The organism is Sphingopyxis sp. (assembly GCF_035944815.1).
Lineage (GTDB): Bacteria > Pseudomonadota > Alphaproteobacteria > Sphingomonadales > Sphingomonadaceae > Sphingopyxis.
Genome location: NZ_DASZAU010000013.1, coordinates 104972 through 120863, shown reverse-complemented (window position 1 = coordinate 120863; position 15892 = coordinate 104972). Strand labels below are relative to the sequence as shown.

Sequence of the window (15892 nt, the reverse complement as noted above, 5' to 3'; positions counted from 1 at the left end):
ATGAGTATCGGTGCCTTGCACGTCGCGCGGACCGGTCTGGATGCCCAGGGCTTCCGGATGCAGGTGATCGCGAACAACCTCGCTAACGTGAACACGACGGGCTTCAAGCGCGACCGCGCCAGCTTCGAAACGCTGAGCTATCAGATGATGACGCAGGCCGGCGCGCCATCGACGGCGGAAAACCGCTATGCGACGGGCCTCAACCTCGGCACCGGCGTCGCGCTGAACGGCACCGCGCGCATGGACACGCAGGGCACGTTCCAGACGACGGGCAACGGGCTCGACGTCGCGATCGACGGCGCCGGCTATTTCCAGGTCGAAATGCCCGACGGGCGCACCGGCTATACCCGCGCGGGCAATTTCGGCCGCGCCCCCGACGGCACGATCGTGACCCCGGACGGCAAGCCGCTGACCCCCGCGATCCAGATTCCCGAAGATGCGAGCAATGTGACGATCGGCCTCGACGGCACCGTCTCGGCGACGGGCGCCGACGGCACCTCGCTCGAACTCGGCCGGATCGAAATCGCGCGCTTCGCCAATCCGGCGGGGCTGCAGGCAATCGGCGGCAACATGCTCGTCGAAACGCAGGCGTCGGGCGCCCCGCTGGTTGGCGGCGCGGGCGAGGAAGGCCGCGGCTCGCTGCGCGGCGGCATGCTCGAGGGATCGAACGTCAATGTCGTCGAGGAACTCGTCGACATGATCGAGACGCAGCGTGCCTATGAGGTCAATTCGAAGATGATTTCGGCCACCGACGAGATGATGAAAAATGCGTCGCAGACTCTCTGATCTGGCTAATCTGGCGATGCTGGCCCTGGTGCTGGCGCCGGCTTCGGCGCTCGCGAAGGACAAGCTGCCGCCCGATGCCTTTTCGGTGTCGATCCCGGCGCCGCCACCGCCGCCGCCGGCGAACGGCTCGATCTTTCAGGGCAGCTATGTCGCGCTCACCTCGGGCGGGCGTGCGGGGCAGGTCGGCGACATCGTCACGATCCAGCTCGTCGAGCGCACCGCAGCGACCAAGAGCAACGCCGCGGGCACGCAGCGCGACGGCAGCATCGGACTGACGCCGCCGACGACCGGCCCGCTGTCGCTGTTCAGCCCCAGCGATGTCGCTGCGGGTGGCGGACAGCAGTTCAAGGGCAAGGGCGACGCATCACAGTCGAACGCGCTGTCGGGCGAAGTCAGCGTCACGATCGCCGCCGTCTATCCGAACGGCACGATGTTCGTGCGGGGCGAAAAGCTGCTCACGCTCAACCGCGGCGACGAACGCGTCCAGATCTCGGGGATCATTCGCGCGATCGATATCAGCCCTGACAATCGCATCCTGTCGACGCGCGTCGCCGACGCCAAGATCCGTTACGTCGGCAAGGGCGAGATCGCCCGAGCCAGCCAGCAGGGCTGGCTGCAGCGCTTCTTCTCGATCATCAGCCCGTTCTAACAGAGGAATTTCCTGTGACCCAGCGTCCGACCCTGTTCACCCTTCTTGCGTTCCTGATCGCGAGCTTCCTCTTCGCGGTGCCGGCACATGCCGAACGCATCAAGGACATGGGCCAGTTCCAGGGCCTTCGCGCCAACCAGCTCACCGGCTACGGCATCGTGGTCGGCCTCGCGGGCACCGGCGACGACAGCCTCGACTATTCGACGCTGGGCATGAAGGGCGCGGTTTCGCGCTTTGGCCTGACCTTGCCGCCGGGCGTCAATCCGGCGCTCAAAAATGCCGCGGCGGTGATGATTACTGCCGAACTTCCGCCCTTCGCCAAGCCCGGCCAGCGTCTTGACGTCACTGTATCGGCGATGGGCAAGGCGAAAAGCCTGCGCGGCGGCACGCTCGTGCTCGCGCCGCTTTATGGCGCCGACGGACAGATTTACGCGATGGTGCAGGGCAATCTGGTCATCGGCGGTCTCGGCGTCGATGCCGCCGACGGGTCGAAGCTGACCGTCAATGTCCCTTCGAGCGGCCGGATCGCGGGCGGCGCGACGGTCGAACGGTCGGTCGACACCGGCTTTGCGACGTCAAGCTACCTGACCTTCAACCTCCACCAGTTCGACGCGACCAATGCAAAGCGCGTCGCCGACGCGATCAATGCTGCGCTGCCGGGTTCGGCGTCGATGATCGACGGCGCGAGCATCGCGATCCGCGCGGCGGGCAGCGGTGACGAACGGATGCGGCTGATGTCGCAGATCGAAAATCTGGGCGTCCAGCGCGCCGAACCGCCGGCCAAGGTGATCGTCAACGCGCGGACCGGAACCGTCGTCATCAACGGCGCGGTCCGCGTCGGTACGGCAGCGGTGACGCAGGGCAAGCTTACCGTGTCGATCAAGGAATCGCCGACGGTCGTCCAGCCCGCGCCCTTCAGCCGCGGCCAGACCGCGATCGAACCGTCGAGCGACATCAGCGTCGACGAGGAATATCGCCCGGTGATGCTGGTCAGGCCGACCGCTTCGCTTTCCGAACTCGTCGATGCGATCAACCGCATGGGCGTTCCTCCCGGCGACCTGGTCGCCATCCTCGAGGCGCTGAGCCAGGCCGGCGCGCTCACTGCGGAACTGGTGATCATATGATGAGCCCCATTTCTTCGATCGGTGCCGCCCCGACGCCCGCCGCAGCCGGCGGCGGCGATGGCGGGCTGCGCAAGGCGGCCGAGGCGTTCGAAGCCGTGATCCTGCGCCAGTTGATGGCGTCGATGCGGCAGGCGAAGCTCGGCGACGATATCTTCGGATCGAGCGCGACCGACAATTTCCGCGAAATGGCCGACGCGCGCACCGCCGACAGCCTCGCCTCGATGCGCCAGTTCGGTATCGCCGACATGGTCGAGCGCCAGTTCCGCGGCCAGCTCGGCGGGCACGCCGGGCGCTCCGGGGGAGGCGTACAATGAGCGACCTGCTCGGCATCGGCTATAGCGGGCTCAAGGCCTATTCGCGCGCGCTGTCGACGGTGGGCGACAATATCGCCAACGCCCAGACGCCCGGATATGCGCGGCGCCGGCTCGAGATGATGGAAGCCGTCGGCGGCGGCAATTCGATCTTCTATCGCGGCAACACCAACCCCGGCGGCGTCGACATTCGCGGCGTGAACCGCTCGGTCGACGCCTGGCTGATCGAGGATTCGCGCATCTCGGGCGGCGATGCCGAACGCGCGGCGACGAAGCTCGGCTGGCTGGGCAAGGTCGAAGACGCGCTCAGCGACGAAACGAACGGCATCAAGACGGGCCTCACCAAGCTTTACACGACCGCCGATCAGCTCACTTCGGATCCGGCGAACAAGACGCTGCGCGCCCAGTTTCTGCAATCGGTCGACGACATCGCGTTGGGTTTCCGGACCGCGTCGGGCCAGCTCGACAAGATGGGCGAGGGGATTTCGGGCGCAGCGACAAGCGCCGTCGACCAGCTCAATTCCAATCTGGACGCGCTCGAACAGATCAACATCGGCCTGCGCAAGGCGCGGCCGGGATCGACGAACGAGGCGAGCCTGCTCGACGAACGCGACCGGCTGCTCGACCAGATTTCGTCGCAGGCCGGCATCAAGGCGACCTTCGACAACAATGGCGCGGTGACGCTGCGCGCCGCCGGATCGGGCGACCTGCTCGTCGGTGGCGGGGTAGTGAATCCGGTCACGGTGACCGCGGCGGTCGACGGGCGCTTGTCGTACGGCGTCGGCGGTTCGCCGCTGACGATCTCGACCGGATCGCTGGCGGGATTGGCGGAGTCGGCGGGTCATGTCGCCGACCAGCGCGCCGCGCTCGATGCGATGGCGAATGATTTCGCAAGCCAGCTCAATGCCGCGCATCAGGCGGGCACCGATGCGGCGGGCAATCCCGGCCAGCCGCTGTTCACCGGCACGAGCGCCGCGACGCTGACCGCAGCTTCGCTCGCTCCCGATCAGGTAGCCGCAGCGAACGGGTCGGGCAGCAACGGCAATATGCTCAACTTCGGCGCGATGCGCGGGGCGAACGATCCCGAATCGCGCTGGTCGGGGCATCTCGCGACGCAGGCGCAATCGGTCGCGTCGGCGCGGGCGCAGGATGCGGCCGCGACGACGCGCGCCGACGCATCGGCCGCCGCGCGCGATGGCGTGAGCCAGGTCGATCTCGATACCGAAGCCGCGGAACTGCTCCGCTTCCAGCAAGCCTATTCGGCCGCTGCGCGGACGATCCAGGTCGCACGCGAAACGATGCAGACGCTGCTCAGCTCGCTGTAAGGAAGGCGAAGACGATGATTAATGCCGTGGGCAATCGCATGACGCGTGAAATCGCGCGCCAACAACGGCTCGCCGATGCGCTCGAGCGGACGCAGATCCAGATTTCGGGTGGCAAGAAGCTGCTGCGCATGTCGGACGATCCCGTCGCGTCGCGGCGCATCGCGACGATCGGTACGACGCAGGCGAGCATGGCAGCCTGGTCGTCGAACATCAATTCGGCGACCGCGCTGGTGTCACAGGCCGATGGCGTCATGAAGTCGGTCACCAATCTGATGACGCGCGCGCGCGATCTGACGCTCGCGGCGGCGAGCGACACGGCGAACCCCGCCGACCGCGCAACGATCGCGGCCGAACTCGGGACGATTGCCGAAGAGCTCGACGCGCTCGCGGCCACGCGCGATTCGAACGGCGATCCCGTGTTCGCGACCGGCGCGGCGCGCGTGATGCGCTTCGATTCGGATGTCAGCTTCGCTCCTGTCCAGTCGGCGGCCGATGTGTTCGTCGTCGGCGGGAACAGCCTGTCGACGGGGGTGCGCGATGCCGCCGCCGCAATTTCGGCCGGCGACAAGGCGGGGATCAACGGCGCGATCGACGCGATGGCGACCGCGATCGGCCATGTCGCCGACGAACATGCCAAGCTCGGCCTTGCCGGCGGGCGGCTCGATCGCATCGGCGACGGACTCGCGTCGCGCGCAATCACGCTCAAGGACGAACGATCGAGCGTCGAGGATACCGACATGAATGTCGCGATCGCCGAACTCAATGCGCTCGACCTGACGCTCGGCGCGGCGCAGGCCGCCTTTGCGAAGATCAACCGGCAGACCCTGTTCGATATTTTGAACTGACGCGCTCAATATTCGGGCGTCGCTGCCGTTAATCATCAAGACGTCATTTGGATGAGGGGCTTTCACGCCCCGATGGAGTTGCTCTCAGATGTTTCCCGTTATCGGCATCGTCGTTCTGATCCTGCTGGTCTTCGGGGGCTTCGCGCTGACCGGGGGCAATCTGGGGCCTGTCATGCACGCGCTTCCGCACGAAATGCTGATCATCGGGGGCGCCGCGATTGGCTCGCTGATCATCGGCAATTCGGGCGCCGACCTGAAAGCGCTCGGTGGCGGCCTGGCCAAGGTGTTCAAGGGTCCGCAGTATAAGAAGCAGGATTATCTCGATTGCATCCTGCTCGTTTCCACGCTGATGAAGATGATGCGTACCGAGGGGCCCGTCGCGGTCGAACCGCATATCGAGGATCCGAAAAGCTCGCCGATCTTCCAGCAATATCCCAAGCTTTTGAAGGACGATACGCTCGTCCACCTGATCTGCGATACGCTGCGCCTTGTCGTCGTGTCGTCGGGCACGCTCGATCCGCACGCCGTCGAGGACGTCATGGACAACGCCCTCAAAAACCACCGTCATCACTCGCTGAAACCGGCCGAGGGGCTCCAGAGCCTTGCTGACGCACTCCCGGCGCTCGGGATCGTCGCGGCGGTGCTCGGCGTCGTGAAGACGATGGGATCGATCGACAAGCCGCCCGAGATTCTCGGCGCGATGATCGGTTCGGCGCTGGTCGGCACCTTCCTCGGCGTGCTGCTCGCCTACGGCCTTGTCGGCCCCTTCGCGACACGCGCCAAGACGGTGATCGAAAGCGATGCCGCCATCTATCATACGGTGAAGCAGCTGATCGTCGCTTCGCTCCATGGCCATCCGCAGCCGCTGGTGATCGAGGCCGCGCGCTCGGGTGTCGACCATCATAACCAGCCGAGCTTCGCCGAAGTATTTGATGGTATGCGAGGCCGCTGATGGCTGCGCGTCCCAACACCCCGCCGCGGCCGATCATCGTCAAGAAGATCGTCGAGGAAGCGCATGGCGGCCACCACGGCGGCGCATGGAAGGTCGCCTATGCGGACTTCGTGACCGCGATGATGGCCTTCTTCCTCCTGATGTGGCTGCTTGGCGCCACCACCGAGAAGCAGCGCAAGGCGCTTGCCGACTATTTCGCGCCGACGATCGTCCAGACCAAGACCGACTCCGCAGGCTCGACTGGCTTGTTCGGCGGCGATTCGCTGGTCGCGGCCGACCGCTATCCGCATGGGGCGGCGCAGACCGGCACGCGCTCGATGACGATACCGCGCGATGCCGTCGGCGGACCGCGTGAAGCATCGGGGCGCGAACGCGATGCGGAGTCGAAGAAACTGCGGCTGCTCGCGCAATCGCTAAAAGCGCGCGTCGAGAGCAAGGGCGAGCTCAAGCGCCTTGCCCAGAATCTGCGCTTCACCGAAACCACCGAGGGGCTGCGGATCGACGTCGTCGACGACGCCGATTTTTCGATGTTCGTGATCGGTACCAGCCAGCTGACCCCGGCGGGCGCCCGCCTGTTCAGCGAAGTTGCAAAGCCGATCGCCGAGGTCAGCAACCAGGTGATGGTCCGCGGCCACACCGACGCCGCGCCCTGGTCGGCGAAATCGGGCACGAACAATTGGCGCCTCTCGGTCGACCGCGCCGAGGTGACGCGTCATTATCTCGAGTATCGCGGCGTCGCCTCGGGCCGCTTTGCGCGCATCGAAGGCGTGGCCGATCGCGAGCCCTATGTGCCCTCCGACCGATTCGATCCGCGCAACCGCCGCATCTCGATCACCCTAGGCTGGCGAAGCGCTCCCGACAATTAGTGCCAGTTTGGCAGCAAATCGGCGACAGTTAACGCAATTGCGCCATCATTACTTTCATTATGGCAATAACTGTTTATTTTGAATGACTTAGGTTGGCTGTGATAAGCTTTTGTTTACCAGTTTCGTCAATTTCTGGATCCATCGAAAGGGCGCCGATCGGGGGGCGCGGTGGAGACTGAAATGACGGTGGGGCAGAATAATAACGCAGCGCTCGAAGCGCTGATCATCGGCAGCAGCGATGCCGCCGTGCGACTGCGCGAGATGATCCGCCGCGTCGCCCGGTCGAACGCATCGGTCATGCTCTGCGGCCCGTCGGGCTCGGGCAAGGAACTGGTCGCCCGTGCCATCCACGACGAGGGCGTCCGCGCGGGCCAGGCCTTCTCCGCGATCAATTGCGGCGCCATTCCCGGCGACCTCATCGAATCCGAACTGTTCGGGCATGAAAAGGGCAGCTTCACCGGCGCCCATGCCCGCCGCATCGGCCATTTCGAAGCGAGCGAGGGTGGTACAATCTTCCTCGACGAAATCGGCGACATGCGTTTCGACATGCAGGTCAAGCTGCTCCGCGTGCTCGAAGACCGGACGATCGTCCGCGTCGGTAGCAGCGAAGTCCGCGACATCGACGTCCGCGTGATTTCGGCAACGCACCAGGATCTTGGCGTCGCGATCGCCAACGGCAAATTCCGCGAAGACCTGTTCTTCCGGCTCGGCGTGGTTGTGCTGCAGGTCCCCAGCCTCGCCAGCCGCGTCGAGGATATTCCCGCGCTCATCCGTCATTTCCAGCGCAAGATGCCCGCCGACGCCAAATGTCGTTTCGACGACGCGGCCATGGCATTGCTCATGCAGCATGGTTGGCCCGGCAATATCCGCGAACTCAGGAATTTCGTCGAACGCGCCAGCGTTCTCCATGGCGGCGAAACGCTCGGCCTCGACGATGTCGCCATGCTTTTGAACCCCACCGCAGCGCTGGCGCCGCGACAGGCTGTCCCCAGCAGCCCCGTCGCGGTGCCGGCCAGCGCGGACGATTTCGCTGCCGCCCCGGTCGTATCGGCTGCCCCGCACGGCAAGACGCCGGCACCGGGCCGTCCGATCGACCTCAAGCGCGAAATCGAGACGATCGAGCTCGAACAGATTCACGTCGCACTCGACCTTGCCGACGGCATCATTTCCGAAGCGGCACGCCTGCTGACGCTGAAGCGCACCACACTCATCGAAAAGATGCGCAAATATGGCGTCCATCAGCAGGCCGCCTGACGGCCACGATACGAGTTTCAGCACCCGCTGAAAAAAGGGGGCTCTGGTCCGCCCCCGCACCGCCCGGCCGCCCGTCCCCACCTAGGGCGGCCGGGTACCCAATGCACCGGATCGATCGATATGAAACGGGGGCCGTGGTCAGCGGCCCTTGGCCGTTCAGGCGAAAGCGCCGACGCTCTCGATAAATTTGATCACCGAAATCGGCTTAGACACATAGGCCTCGGCGCCCGCGGCGCGAATCTGTTCTTCGTCGCCCTTTCCGGCATAGGCGGTCACCGCCATGATCGGTACCGCGCGCAGCTTCAGGTCGTTCTTCATCTGGCCGATCAGCTCGAGCCCGCTGACATGCGGCAACTGGATATCCATGATGATGAGGTCGGGCGTGACCTCGCGTGCCCTCGCCAGCGCATCGCGACCGTCGCGCACCGGATGCGCGTGATAGCCATGGGCGTTGAGCAGGTCGCAGAAGAGACGCAGGTTGAGTTCATTATCCTCGACGACCAGGATGGTCTTGCCCATGTGCGTTCCGTTCCCCACCTTGCGTGCGCGGCCCGTTTAGGCGAATCGGCCGCACGACACAATTGCATCGCGATGAAGGAAACCCGCTTGCTTGAGGATGATGCCGCGCTGGCGCTCCATGCGCTCGGCTGGATCTTGAACGACGAGCCGCGCGCCGAACGCCTGCTGGGCCTGACCGGCCTCACGCCCGAGGAGCTTCGCGCTTCGCTTGGCGAACGTGCGACGCTGGCGGCGATACTCGCTTTTCTGACCGGTCATGAAAATGACCTTGTCGCCTGCGCCGATGCGTTGCAGGTGCCGCCGGCGAGCATCGCCGCCGCCGCCCAAAGACTCGAAGGAACGACCGCATGAACCGCCCGCTCGTCATCACCGATTGCGACGAGGTGCTGATGCACATGGTCGTCCCCTTCGCCGAATGGGTCGATACCGAACATGGCGTGATCTTCCGCATCGAAGATGCGAGCTTCGCCAATGCGCTGAAGCGCAAGGAATGCGGTACGCCGCTCGACGCCGCCGAGGTTTGGCCACTGCTCGACGGTTTCTTCCGCAGCGAAATGACGCGCCAATATCCGATCGCCGGGGCTTTGGCCGCGATGGCGGCAATCGGCGCCGAGGCCGATATCGTCGTCCTGACCAACGTTGGCCCCGAGCACCAGCAGGCGCGGGTCGACCAGCTCGCGCTCCATGATTTTCACGCGCCCGTCATCGGCAGCCGCGGCGGCAAGGGCGAACCGGTACGCCGCCTGATCGAGCAATACCGGCCCTCGGTCGCGGTGTTCATCGACGACCTCGCCGGCCATCACCAGTCGGTCGCGCACGAGGCGCCCGCCGTATGGCGGCTCCACCTTGTCGGCGAGCCCGCGATCGCTGGCAAGATCGCGCCGGCGAAACATGCCCATGCGCGAATCGACGATTGGAACGAAGCGCGCGACTGGATATTGGCGCGGCTCACCGAAAACATCCCCGCTCCGGCTCCCGAACCGGTCTAAGAAGGAAGCTCCCATGGATATCGCCGCCAAAATCGCCGAACTCGGCCTTGACCTCCCCAGGCCCGCCGCTCCGGTCGCCGCTTATGTGCCCGTCGTCGAGCAAGGCGGCATGCTTTATGTCAGCGGCCAGCTGCCGTTCCGCGACGGGCAGGTCGTGACCGGCCGGCTCGGCGACGACATGGATGTCGCGGGCGGGCAGGATGCGGCGCAGCGTGTCGCGCTGATGCTCGTCGCGCAGATCGGTCAGGCGCTCGGCGGCGACTGGTCGCGCGTCGAGCGCGTCGTCAAGCTGGGTGTTTTCGTCAACAGCGCGCCGAGCTTTACCGATCAGGCAAAGGTCGCGAACGGCGCCTCGGAACTGTTCGAAACGCTGTTCGGCGAAGCCGGCCGCCACGCGCGCGCAGCCGTCGGCGTCGCTGTGCTGCCGCTCGGTGCAGCGGTCGAGGCCGATGCGATCGTTGCGGTGAAGCCCGCGTAAGGACGCTGGTGGCCGAAGCCGACCCGCTCGCCCGGACCGTCTCGCTCGGAACCGGCGTCGCCGCGATCGGCGCCGCAGCATGGGACGCGCTGGCAGGCGACGGCAATCCGTTCGTCGGCCACGCCTTCCTGTCGCTGCTCGAACGATCGGGCAGCGTCGGACCGGGAACCGGTTGGCAGGCGGCGCCGCTGCTGGTCGAGGATGCGGCCGGGTCGCTCGTCGCTGCGGCGCCTGCCTATCTCAAATCGCACAGCCAGGGCGAATATGTCTTCGACCATGGCTGGGCCGATGCCTGGACGCGCGCGGGCGGCGATTATTATCCCAAGCTGCAGATCGCGGCGCCCTTCACCCCGGTCCCGGGCCCGCGCTTGCTCGCGAAAAGCCGGGACGACGCACTGCTGTTGCTCCGCGCGGCCGAGGCGGTGGTACGCCAGAACCAGCTATCGTCGGCGCACGCCACCTTCGTGGCACCCGAGCAGATGCCGCTGTTCGAGGAGGCCGGCTGGCTCGTGCGCCGCGATATCCAGTTCCATTTCGCGAATAGCGGCTACACCAGCTTCGACGATTTCCTCGCCACGCTGAACTCGCAGAAGCGCAAGCAATTGCGCAAGGAACGGCTGCGCGCGGTCGAAGGGCTTCAGATCGCGGAGCTGACCGGGGACGCGATCCGGCCCGAACATTGGGACGCGATGTGGCTCTTCTATCAGGACACGGGAGCGCGCAAATGGGGGCATCCGTACCTCACGCGCGAAGCGTTCGACCTGATGGGCACGGCGATGGCCGACCGGATCATCCTGCTGATCGCTTATGACCGCGAGGAACGGCCGGTTGCGGGCGCGCTGCATTTCCTCGGGCCCGACACGCTTTACGGACGCTATTGGGGCTGTCTCGTCGAGATTCCCTATCTCCATTTCGAGCTATGCTATTATCGCGCGATCGACATTGCGATCGAACGCGGCCTGAAGCGCGTCGAGGCGGGCGCGCAGGGCGGGCACAAGCTCGCTCGCGGCTATGGCCCCGTCGCGACCTGGTCGGCGCATTTTATCGCCGATCCGGGCTTTCGCCGCGCCGTCGCGGACTATCTCGAACAGGAGCGCCGCGCCGAAGAAAGTGAGATGGAATGGCTGGAAGGGCATACGCCCTTCAAACGCTCGGTCTGAACTCGTCAGAACGGCACCAGCCCGCTCCCCCGCCCGGCCTCCCATTTCAGGGTACGGCCGGGCGGGGGAGCGGGCTGGTGCCGTGCCGCGTGAGCGGAAAAACTTAGGCCGCGAAGCGGCGCGCAGCCGGACGGCGAGCCGTCTCGTCGAGCCAGGCGCGAGCCTGCCGCTGCGCTTCGGCAATTTCATCGCGCGACATCTCGCTCGACACGTCGGCGCGGCAGTGCTGGCCTTCGATATTGCCGCCGAGCGCGGCAAGGTTGAACCATTTATGCGCCTGGATCAGGTCGACATCGACACCGCCGGTCCCGGTGGAAAAGGCAATGCCCAGATCGAAATAGGCGTTTGCGTCGCCGCGCGCTGCGTCGAGCAGGCGGCTTTCGATCAGATATTGGGCAGACTTCAGACTGTTCGCCATGATAACCCCCTTTGCCTCCACCCCACATGGAGACCTCGGGGTTCAAATTTGCGGGTTATGGTCAACAAAGCGTTAACGGTAGGCCGACTTTTTGTGGGTATCGTCTGAAAAGTCAGGAAATCCTAGGGTTTCTGGATTAGCTGCCGACTGGATAATTGTCGATCAGCCGCGTTTTGCCGATCCGTGCCGCCGCCAGCAACCGCGCCGGCGCACGAAAATCGGCCAGCCGCTCAAGGCTGTCGGCATCGGCCAATGCGACATAGTCGACGCTATCGAAGCCGCCTTTGACGATCGCGGCCTGGGCTTTCGCAAGGGCATCGCTTACATCGGCGCCGCCCGCGATGGCTTTCGCCGCGACCTTCAGCGCGTCTGGAAAGGCGGTTGCTGCCGCCCGCTCTTCGGTCGAAAGATAGGCATTGCGCGACGACAGCGCGAGACCATCGGTATCGCGCGCGATCGGCGCGCCCAAAATGTCGATCCCGAAATCGAGATCGCGCGCCATGCGGCGGATGATCGCGAGTTGCTGCCAGTCCTTTTCGCCGAAGATCGCGACGTCGGGGCGCACCTGATTGAAGAGTTTGGCGACGACGGTCGCGACGCCGTCGAAATGCCCCGGCCGCGCCGCGCCGCAATAATCGGCGCCGAGGTCGGCGACCTCGATATGCGTGCTGTGCCCGCCGGGATACATGGTGTTCACGTCGGGTGCCCAGAGCACGCTGACAGATTCTTGTGCCAGCAACGCCGCGTCGCGCGCTTCGTCGCGCGGATAGGCGGCGAAATCCTCATTGGGGCCGAATTGCGTCGGGTTGACGAAGATCGACACGATCACCTGGTCGGCGACGCGCTTCGCCATGCGGACGAGCGAGAGATGGCCGTCGTGCAGCGCTCCCATCGTCGGCACCAAGGCTACGCTCTTCCCACCCTGCTTCAGTGCCGTAACGGCACGGTGCAGCATCGCGATGTCACGGATGATTTGCACGCTCGGTCGCCCTCCGATATTGGCGCGACTATATCATTTCGCGCGCCGGCCGCCCATGCCGCGCAAACAGGAAAATCGCAACGCTCATGACGACGCCCGCACCGCACCGCATCATCTTTGCCAATGAAAAGGGCGGGACCGGCAAATCGACCTGTGCCGTGCATTTCGCGGTCGCACTGGCAACGCAGGGGTGGCGCGTCGCGGGGATTGACCTCGACCCGCGCCAGCGCACCTTCCACCGCTATCTCGAAAATCGCGAGCAGACCGCGAAGCGCCGCGAGATCGCGCTGCCGACGCCGCGTTTCGAAGTGTTCGAGGGCGCGACGATCGAGGAACTCGACGAACAGGTCGCGCGGCTCGCCGAGGATGCAGACTATCTGATCGCCGATACGCCGGGCCGCGACGATATGTTCGCGCGCCATCTCGCGACGAGCGCCGATACGCTGGTGACGCCGATCAACGACAGCTTCATCGATTTCGACCTGATCGGACAGGTCGACCCCGAGACGTTCCAGGTCGTCCGCCCGAGCTTTTATTCGGAGCTGATCTGGGACACGCGCAAGACGCGCGCCAAGGCCGACGGACGGACGATCGACTGGATCATCCTGCGCAACCGCCTCCAGCACGTCGACGCGCACAATATGCGCCGCGTCGGCGAGGCGCTGACCCAATTGTCGCGCCGCGTCGGTTTTCGCGTCATTCCAGGGCTCGGCGAACGCGTGATCTATCGCGAACTTTTCCCCGCGGGGCTCACCCTGCTCGACAAGGCGCATCTCGGCGGCATGGGTATCGGCCATGTCGTCGCGCGGCAGGAGCTGCGCGAGGCGATGGGCGGGCTCAACCTGCCCGCGCGCGAACGCTTCCATCCCGACGGCGACCTGTTCGCCGCCGCCTGAACCCCCCTCGCGCTCCCCCAAGAGGATCAACGATGACGCATGATTTCCACCCGACGATGCTCCGCGAATATGACATCCGCGGCATCGTCGGCGATACGCTGTCCGACGCCGACGCCTATGCCATCGGCCGCGGCTTCGCGACTTTGGTCCGCCGCGCGGGCGGCAAGCGCGTGGCCGTCGGCTATGACGGGCGGCTGTCGTCGCCGATGCTCGCCGACGCGCTGATCAAGGGGATCAACGCCGCCGGGATCGACGCGCTGAACGTCGGGCTCGGGCCGACGCCGATGCTCTATTATGCCGCCTCAACCGAGGATGTGGATGGCGGCATACAGATAACCGGCAGCCACAATCCCCCCGACTATAATGGTTTCAAGATGGTGTTTCAGGGGCGTCCCTTCTTCGGCGCCGACATTCAGCGGATCGGCGAAATGGCCGCCGCCGGGGACTGGGATGCTGGCGAGGGCACGGCCGAAAGCATCGACATCGTCGACGCCTATGTCGACCGCCTCGTCGAGGGCTTCGCCGGCGGGGCGTTCCGCATAGGCTGGGACGCCGGCAACGGCGCCGCCGGCACCGTCGTCGAGAAACTGACCGCGCGCCTGCCCGGTGAGCATCATCTTCTTTTCACCGACATCGACGGCCATTTCCCGAACCACCATCCCGATCCCACCGAAGAGAAGAATCTTGCCGATCTTCGGAAGCTGGTCGCCGAGAAGAGCCTCGATTTCGGCGTCGCTTTCGATGGAGACGGCGATCGCATCGGTGCGATCGACGGGCAGGGCCGGGTGATCTGGGGCGACCAGCTGCTGCAAATCTATGCCGCGGCGGTACTGGGGGATGTGCCCGGCGCCACCGTCATCGCCGATGTGAAGGCGAGTCAGGCCCTGTTCGACCGCGTCGCAGAGCTCGGCGGCACGCCCCTGATGTGGAAAACCGGCCACAGCCTGATCAAGGCGAAGATGAAGGAAACCGGCAGCCCGCTTGCGGGCGAGATGAGCGGGCATATCTTCTTCGCCGACCGCTATTACGGCTATGACGACGCACCCTATGCCGCGGTGCGGCTGATCGAGGCGGCGACGAAGCTGGGGCAGAGCGTGACCGAATTGCGCGGTGGCATGGCGCCGATGGTCAACACGCCCGAGCTGCGCTTCCAGGTCGACGAGGTGCGCAAATTCGCCATTGTGGACGAAGTCCTGGACCGCCTTGCCGCATCGGGGGCTGATGTCGACCGCACCGACGGCGCGCGCGTGCTGACGGACGATGGCTGGTGGCTGCTCCGCGCGTCGAACACGCAGGATGTGCTCGTTGCGCGCGCCGAGGCAAAGGACGAGGCGGCACTGGCGCGGTTGCTCGCCGCGATCGACGAACAGCTCGCGCTCTCGGGGATCGTGCGCGGGCCGCAGGCCGCGCATTAGGCGCCGCCTGCGGCGGTTTCATCGCCCTGCAAAAATCTTGCCAGATTGACGTTCGCCGCGTCGCTGGGGTAACGCCGCGCGGGGGCTAGAAACGGAACCGATCGACTTATGACCGACGACGAATCCATCGCTGGCACGCTGATCGAAGGCGATCATGGCGTCACCGAGCACAAGGCGCATGTCCGCGAGGATGCCGCCGCGGGCAACGGGCTCGCCGTCATTTCGATTGCGAAAAGCTATGACAAGCGCGTCGTGCTGTCGGATGTGTCGCTGTCGGTGGGCAAGGGCGAGGTCGTTGGCCTGCTTGGCCCGAACGGTGCGGGCAAGACGACCTGCTTCTATTCGATCATGGGGCTGGTGAAGCCCGACGCCGGGCGCATCATGCTCGACGGCGCCGACATCACCGCGCTGCCGATGTATCGCCGTGCGATCCTCGGGCTCGGGTACCTGCCGCAGGAAACCTCGATCTTTCGCGGGATGACGGTCGAACAGAATATCGGTGCGGTGCTCGAGCTCAGCGAACCCGACAAGATCGCGCGCGAGCGGCGGATGGAAGAATTGCTCGACGAATTCGGGCTCACGCGCCTCCGCGATTCGGCGGCGATGGCGCTGTCGGGCGGTGAACGGCGCCGCGCCGAAATCGCGCGCGCGCTCGCGGCGAACCCGTCGATCATGCTGCTCGACGAACCGTTCGCGGGGATCGACCCGCTGTCGATCAGCGACATTCGCGACCTCGTCGCGGACCTCAAGACGCGCGGCATCGGCGTCCTCATCACCGATCATAATGTGCGCGAGACGCTCGACCTCGTCGACCGCGCCTGCATCATCTACGATGGCAAGGTATTGCTTGCCGGCTCCCCGGAAGAGCTCGTCGCCGATCCCGAGGTGCGCCGCCTCTATCTCGGCGAGGGCTTCTCCTTGTGAAC

Annotated in this window: 19 protein-coding genes; 16 read left to right on the top strand and 3 right to left on the bottom strand. The window is 65.4% G+C overall.

Annotated features, from left to right (window positions below):
• From flgG to VGU00_RS17895, 9 genes are all read left to right on the top strand, one after another.
• Nucleotides 1-786, top strand: coding sequence for a flagellar basal-body rod protein FlgG (gene flgG / locus VGU00_RS17935; RefSeq protein WP_327470984.1), 786 nt, complete (start codon nt 1-3; stop codon nt 784-786).
• A complete protein-coding gene (locus tag VGU00_RS17930; protein ID WP_327470982.1) occupies nt 767-1435 on the top strand; it encodes a flagellar basal body L-ring protein FlgH in 669 nt (222 codons plus the stop codon). The genes flgG and VGU00_RS17930 overlap by 20 nt, the downstream gene beginning before the upstream one ends.
• Before the next feature lie 14 nt (nt 1436-1449).
• Nucleotides 1450-2559, top strand: a complete 1110-nt coding sequence (locus tag VGU00_RS17925) for a flagellar basal body P-ring protein FlgI (RefSeq protein ID WP_414713571.1) — start codon at nt 1450-1452, stop codon at nt 2557-2559.
• Nucleotides 2556-2873 (top strand): rod-binding protein, encoded by a 318-nt coding sequence (locus VGU00_RS17920; RefSeq protein ID WP_327470980.1) that lies wholly within the window; start codon nt 2556-2558, stop codon nt 2871-2873. Before VGU00_RS17925 ends, VGU00_RS17920 begins: the two co-directional genes overlap by 4 nt.
• Complete coding sequence (flgK, locus tag VGU00_RS17915) at nt 2870-4195, top strand: flagellar hook-associated protein FlgK (RefSeq protein WP_327470978.1); 1326 nt, start codon at nt 2870-2872, stop codon at nt 4193-4195. The genes VGU00_RS17920 and flgK overlap by 4 nt, the downstream gene beginning before the upstream one ends.
• A 38-nt stretch (nt 4196-4233) precedes the next feature.
• Entirely contained in the window at nt 4234-5040 is an 807-nt protein-coding gene (locus tag VGU00_RS17910; RefSeq protein ID WP_327470976.1) for a flagellin, read from the top strand.
• 88 nt (nt 5041-5128) lie between these two features.
• Nucleotides 5129-5992, top strand: a complete 864-nt coding sequence (motA, locus tag VGU00_RS17905) for a flagellar motor stator protein MotA (RefSeq protein WP_327470974.1) — start codon at nt 5129-5131, stop codon at nt 5990-5992.
• Nucleotides 5992-6858, top strand: coding sequence for a flagellar motor protein MotB (locus tag VGU00_RS17900; RefSeq protein WP_327470972.1), 867 nt, complete (start codon nt 5992-5994; stop codon nt 6856-6858). The genes motA and VGU00_RS17900 overlap by 1 nt, the downstream gene beginning before the upstream one ends.
• Before the next feature lie 180 nt (nt 6859-7038).
• Nucleotides 7039-8112 (top strand): sigma-54 dependent transcriptional regulator, encoded by a 1074-nt coding sequence (locus VGU00_RS17895; RefSeq protein WP_327470970.1) that lies wholly within the window; start codon nt 7039-7041, stop codon nt 8110-8112.
• A gap of 156 nt (nt 8113-8268) precedes the next feature.
• On the opposite strand, the gene VGU00_RS17890 is transcribed toward VGU00_RS17895, so the two are convergent.
• Nucleotides 8269-8631, bottom strand: coding sequence for a response regulator (locus VGU00_RS17890; RefSeq protein ID WP_327470968.1), 363 nt, complete (start codon nt 8629-8631; stop codon nt 8269-8271).
• A 72-nt stretch (nt 8632-8703) separates the two neighbouring features.
• Here VGU00_RS17890 and VGU00_RS17885 point away from each other — a divergent pair, with 72 nt between their 5' ends.
• From VGU00_RS17885 to VGU00_RS17870, 4 genes are read left to right on the top strand one after another with little or no spacing between them, the layout of a single operon-like run.
• Nucleotides 8704-8982: a DUF3572 domain-containing protein gene (locus VGU00_RS17885; protein WP_327470967.1), complete on the top strand. Its 279-nt coding sequence runs from the start codon at nt 8704-8706 to the stop codon at nt 8980-8982.
• A complete protein-coding gene (locus tag VGU00_RS17880; protein WP_327470965.1) occupies nt 8979-9620 on the top strand; it encodes an HAD family hydrolase in 642 nt (213 codons plus the stop codon). The genes VGU00_RS17885 and VGU00_RS17880 overlap by 4 nt, the downstream gene beginning before the upstream one ends.
• 13 nt (nt 9621-9633) lie before the next feature.
• The gene (locus tag VGU00_RS17875) at nt 9634-10098 is read left to right on the top strand and encodes a RidA family protein (protein WP_327470963.1); all 465 of its coding nucleotides are present in this window, start codon (nt 9634-9636) and stop codon (nt 10096-10098) included.
• Between the two features lie 8 nt (nt 10099-10106).
• Nucleotides 10107-11258: a GNAT family N-acetyltransferase gene (locus VGU00_RS17870; RefSeq protein ID WP_327470961.1), complete on the top strand. Its 1152-nt coding sequence runs from the start codon at nt 10107-10109 to the stop codon at nt 11256-11258.
• Between the two features lie 103 nt (nt 11259-11361).
• Here VGU00_RS17870 and VGU00_RS17865 read toward each other — a convergent pair whose 3' ends face one another.
• Together VGU00_RS17865 and panC are read right to left on the bottom strand one after the other, a co-directional pair.
• A complete protein-coding gene (locus tag VGU00_RS17865) occupies nt 11362-11676 on the bottom strand; it encodes a hypothetical protein (protein WP_327470959.1) in 315 nt (104 codons plus the stop codon).
• 136 nt (nt 11677-11812) lie between these two features.
• A complete protein-coding gene (panC, locus tag VGU00_RS17860) occupies nt 11813-12655 on the bottom strand; it encodes a pantoate--beta-alanine ligase (protein WP_327470957.1) in 843 nt (280 codons plus the stop codon).
• 86 nt (nt 12656-12741) lie between these two features.
• On the opposite strand from panC, the gene VGU00_RS17855 reads away from it, so the two are divergent.
• The 3 genes from VGU00_RS17855 (at nt 12742) to lptB (ending at nt 15890) form a co-directional block, all read left to right on the top strand.
• Complete coding sequence (locus tag VGU00_RS17855) at nt 12742-13551, top strand: division plane positioning ATPase MipZ (RefSeq protein ID WP_327470955.1); 810 nt, start codon at nt 12742-12744, stop codon at nt 13549-13551.
• 32 nt (nt 13552-13583) lie between these two features.
• On the top strand, nt 13584-14966 hold the full coding sequence (gene pgmG, locus VGU00_RS17850; protein ID WP_327470953.1) for a phosphoglucomutase/phosphomannomutase PgmG: 1383 nt from the start codon (nt 13584-13586) through the stop codon (nt 14964-14966).
• Between the two features lie 108 nt (nt 14967-15074).
• Nucleotides 15075-15890 (top strand): LPS export ABC transporter ATP-binding protein, encoded by an 816-nt coding sequence (lptB, locus tag VGU00_RS17845; protein ID WP_327470951.1) that lies wholly within the window; start codon nt 15075-15077, stop codon nt 15888-15890.
• Nucleotides 15891-15892 lie beyond the last annotated feature (2 nt).

What these genes read in the sequence shown, in the direction of transcription:
- flgK (WP_327470978.1), top strand. Translation starts at nt 2,870, where the DNA reads ATGAGCGACCTGCTCGGCATCGGCTATAGCGGGCTCAAGGCCTATTCG.
- VGU00_RS17890 (WP_327470968.1), bottom strand. Translation starts at nt 8,631, where the DNA reads ATGGGCAAGACCATCCTGGTCGTCGAGGATAATGAACTCAACCTGCGT.
- motA (WP_327470974.1), top strand. Translation starts at nt 5,129, where the DNA reads ATGTTTCCCGTTATCGGCATCGTCGTTCTGATCCTGCTGGTCTTCGGG.
- VGU00_RS17875 (WP_327470963.1), top strand. Translation starts at nt 9,634, where the DNA reads ATGGATATCGCCGCCAAAATCGCCGAACTCGGCCTTGACCTCCCCAGG.
- VGU00_RS17885 (WP_327470967.1), top strand. Translation starts at nt 8,704, where the DNA reads ATGAAGGAAACCCGCTTGCTTGAGGATGATGCCGCGCTGGCGCTCCAT.
- VGU00_RS17855 (WP_327470955.1), top strand. Translation starts at nt 12,742, where the DNA reads ATGACGACGCCCGCACCGCACCGCATCATCTTTGCCAATGAAAAGGGC.
- flgG (WP_327470984.1), top strand. Translation starts at nt 1, where the DNA reads ATGAGTATCGGTGCCTTGCACGTCGCGCGGACCGGTCTGGATGCCCAG.
- VGU00_RS17900 (WP_327470972.1), top strand. Translation starts at nt 5,992, where the DNA reads ATGGCTGCGCGTCCCAACACCCCGCCGCGGCCGATCATCGTCAAGAAG.
- VGU00_RS17930 (WP_327470982.1), top strand. Translation starts at nt 767, where the DNA reads ATGCGTCGCAGACTCTCTGATCTGGCTAATCTGGCGATGCTGGCCCTG.
- lptB (WP_327470951.1), top strand. Translation starts at nt 15,075, where the DNA reads ATGACCGACGACGAATCCATCGCTGGCACGCTGATCGAAGGCGATCAT.
- VGU00_RS17910 (WP_327470976.1), top strand. Translation starts at nt 4,234, where the DNA reads ATGACGCGTGAAATCGCGCGCCAACAACGGCTCGCCGATGCGCTCGAG.
- pgmG (WP_327470953.1), top strand. Translation starts at nt 13,584, where the DNA reads ATGACGCATGATTTCCACCCGACGATGCTCCGCGAATATGACATCCGC.
- VGU00_RS17895 (WP_327470970.1), top strand. Translation starts at nt 7,039, where the DNA reads ATGACGGTGGGGCAGAATAATAACGCAGCGCTCGAAGCGCTGATCATC.
- VGU00_RS17880 (WP_327470965.1), top strand. Translation starts at nt 8,979, where the DNA reads ATGAACCGCCCGCTCGTCATCACCGATTGCGACGAGGTGCTGATGCAC.
- VGU00_RS17865 (WP_327470959.1), bottom strand. Translation starts at nt 11,676, where the DNA reads ATGGCGAACAGTCTGAAGTCTGCCCAATATCTGATCGAAAGCCGCCTG.
- VGU00_RS17920 (WP_327470980.1), top strand. Translation starts at nt 2,556, where the DNA reads ATGATGAGCCCCATTTCTTCGATCGGTGCCGCCCCGACGCCCGCCGCA.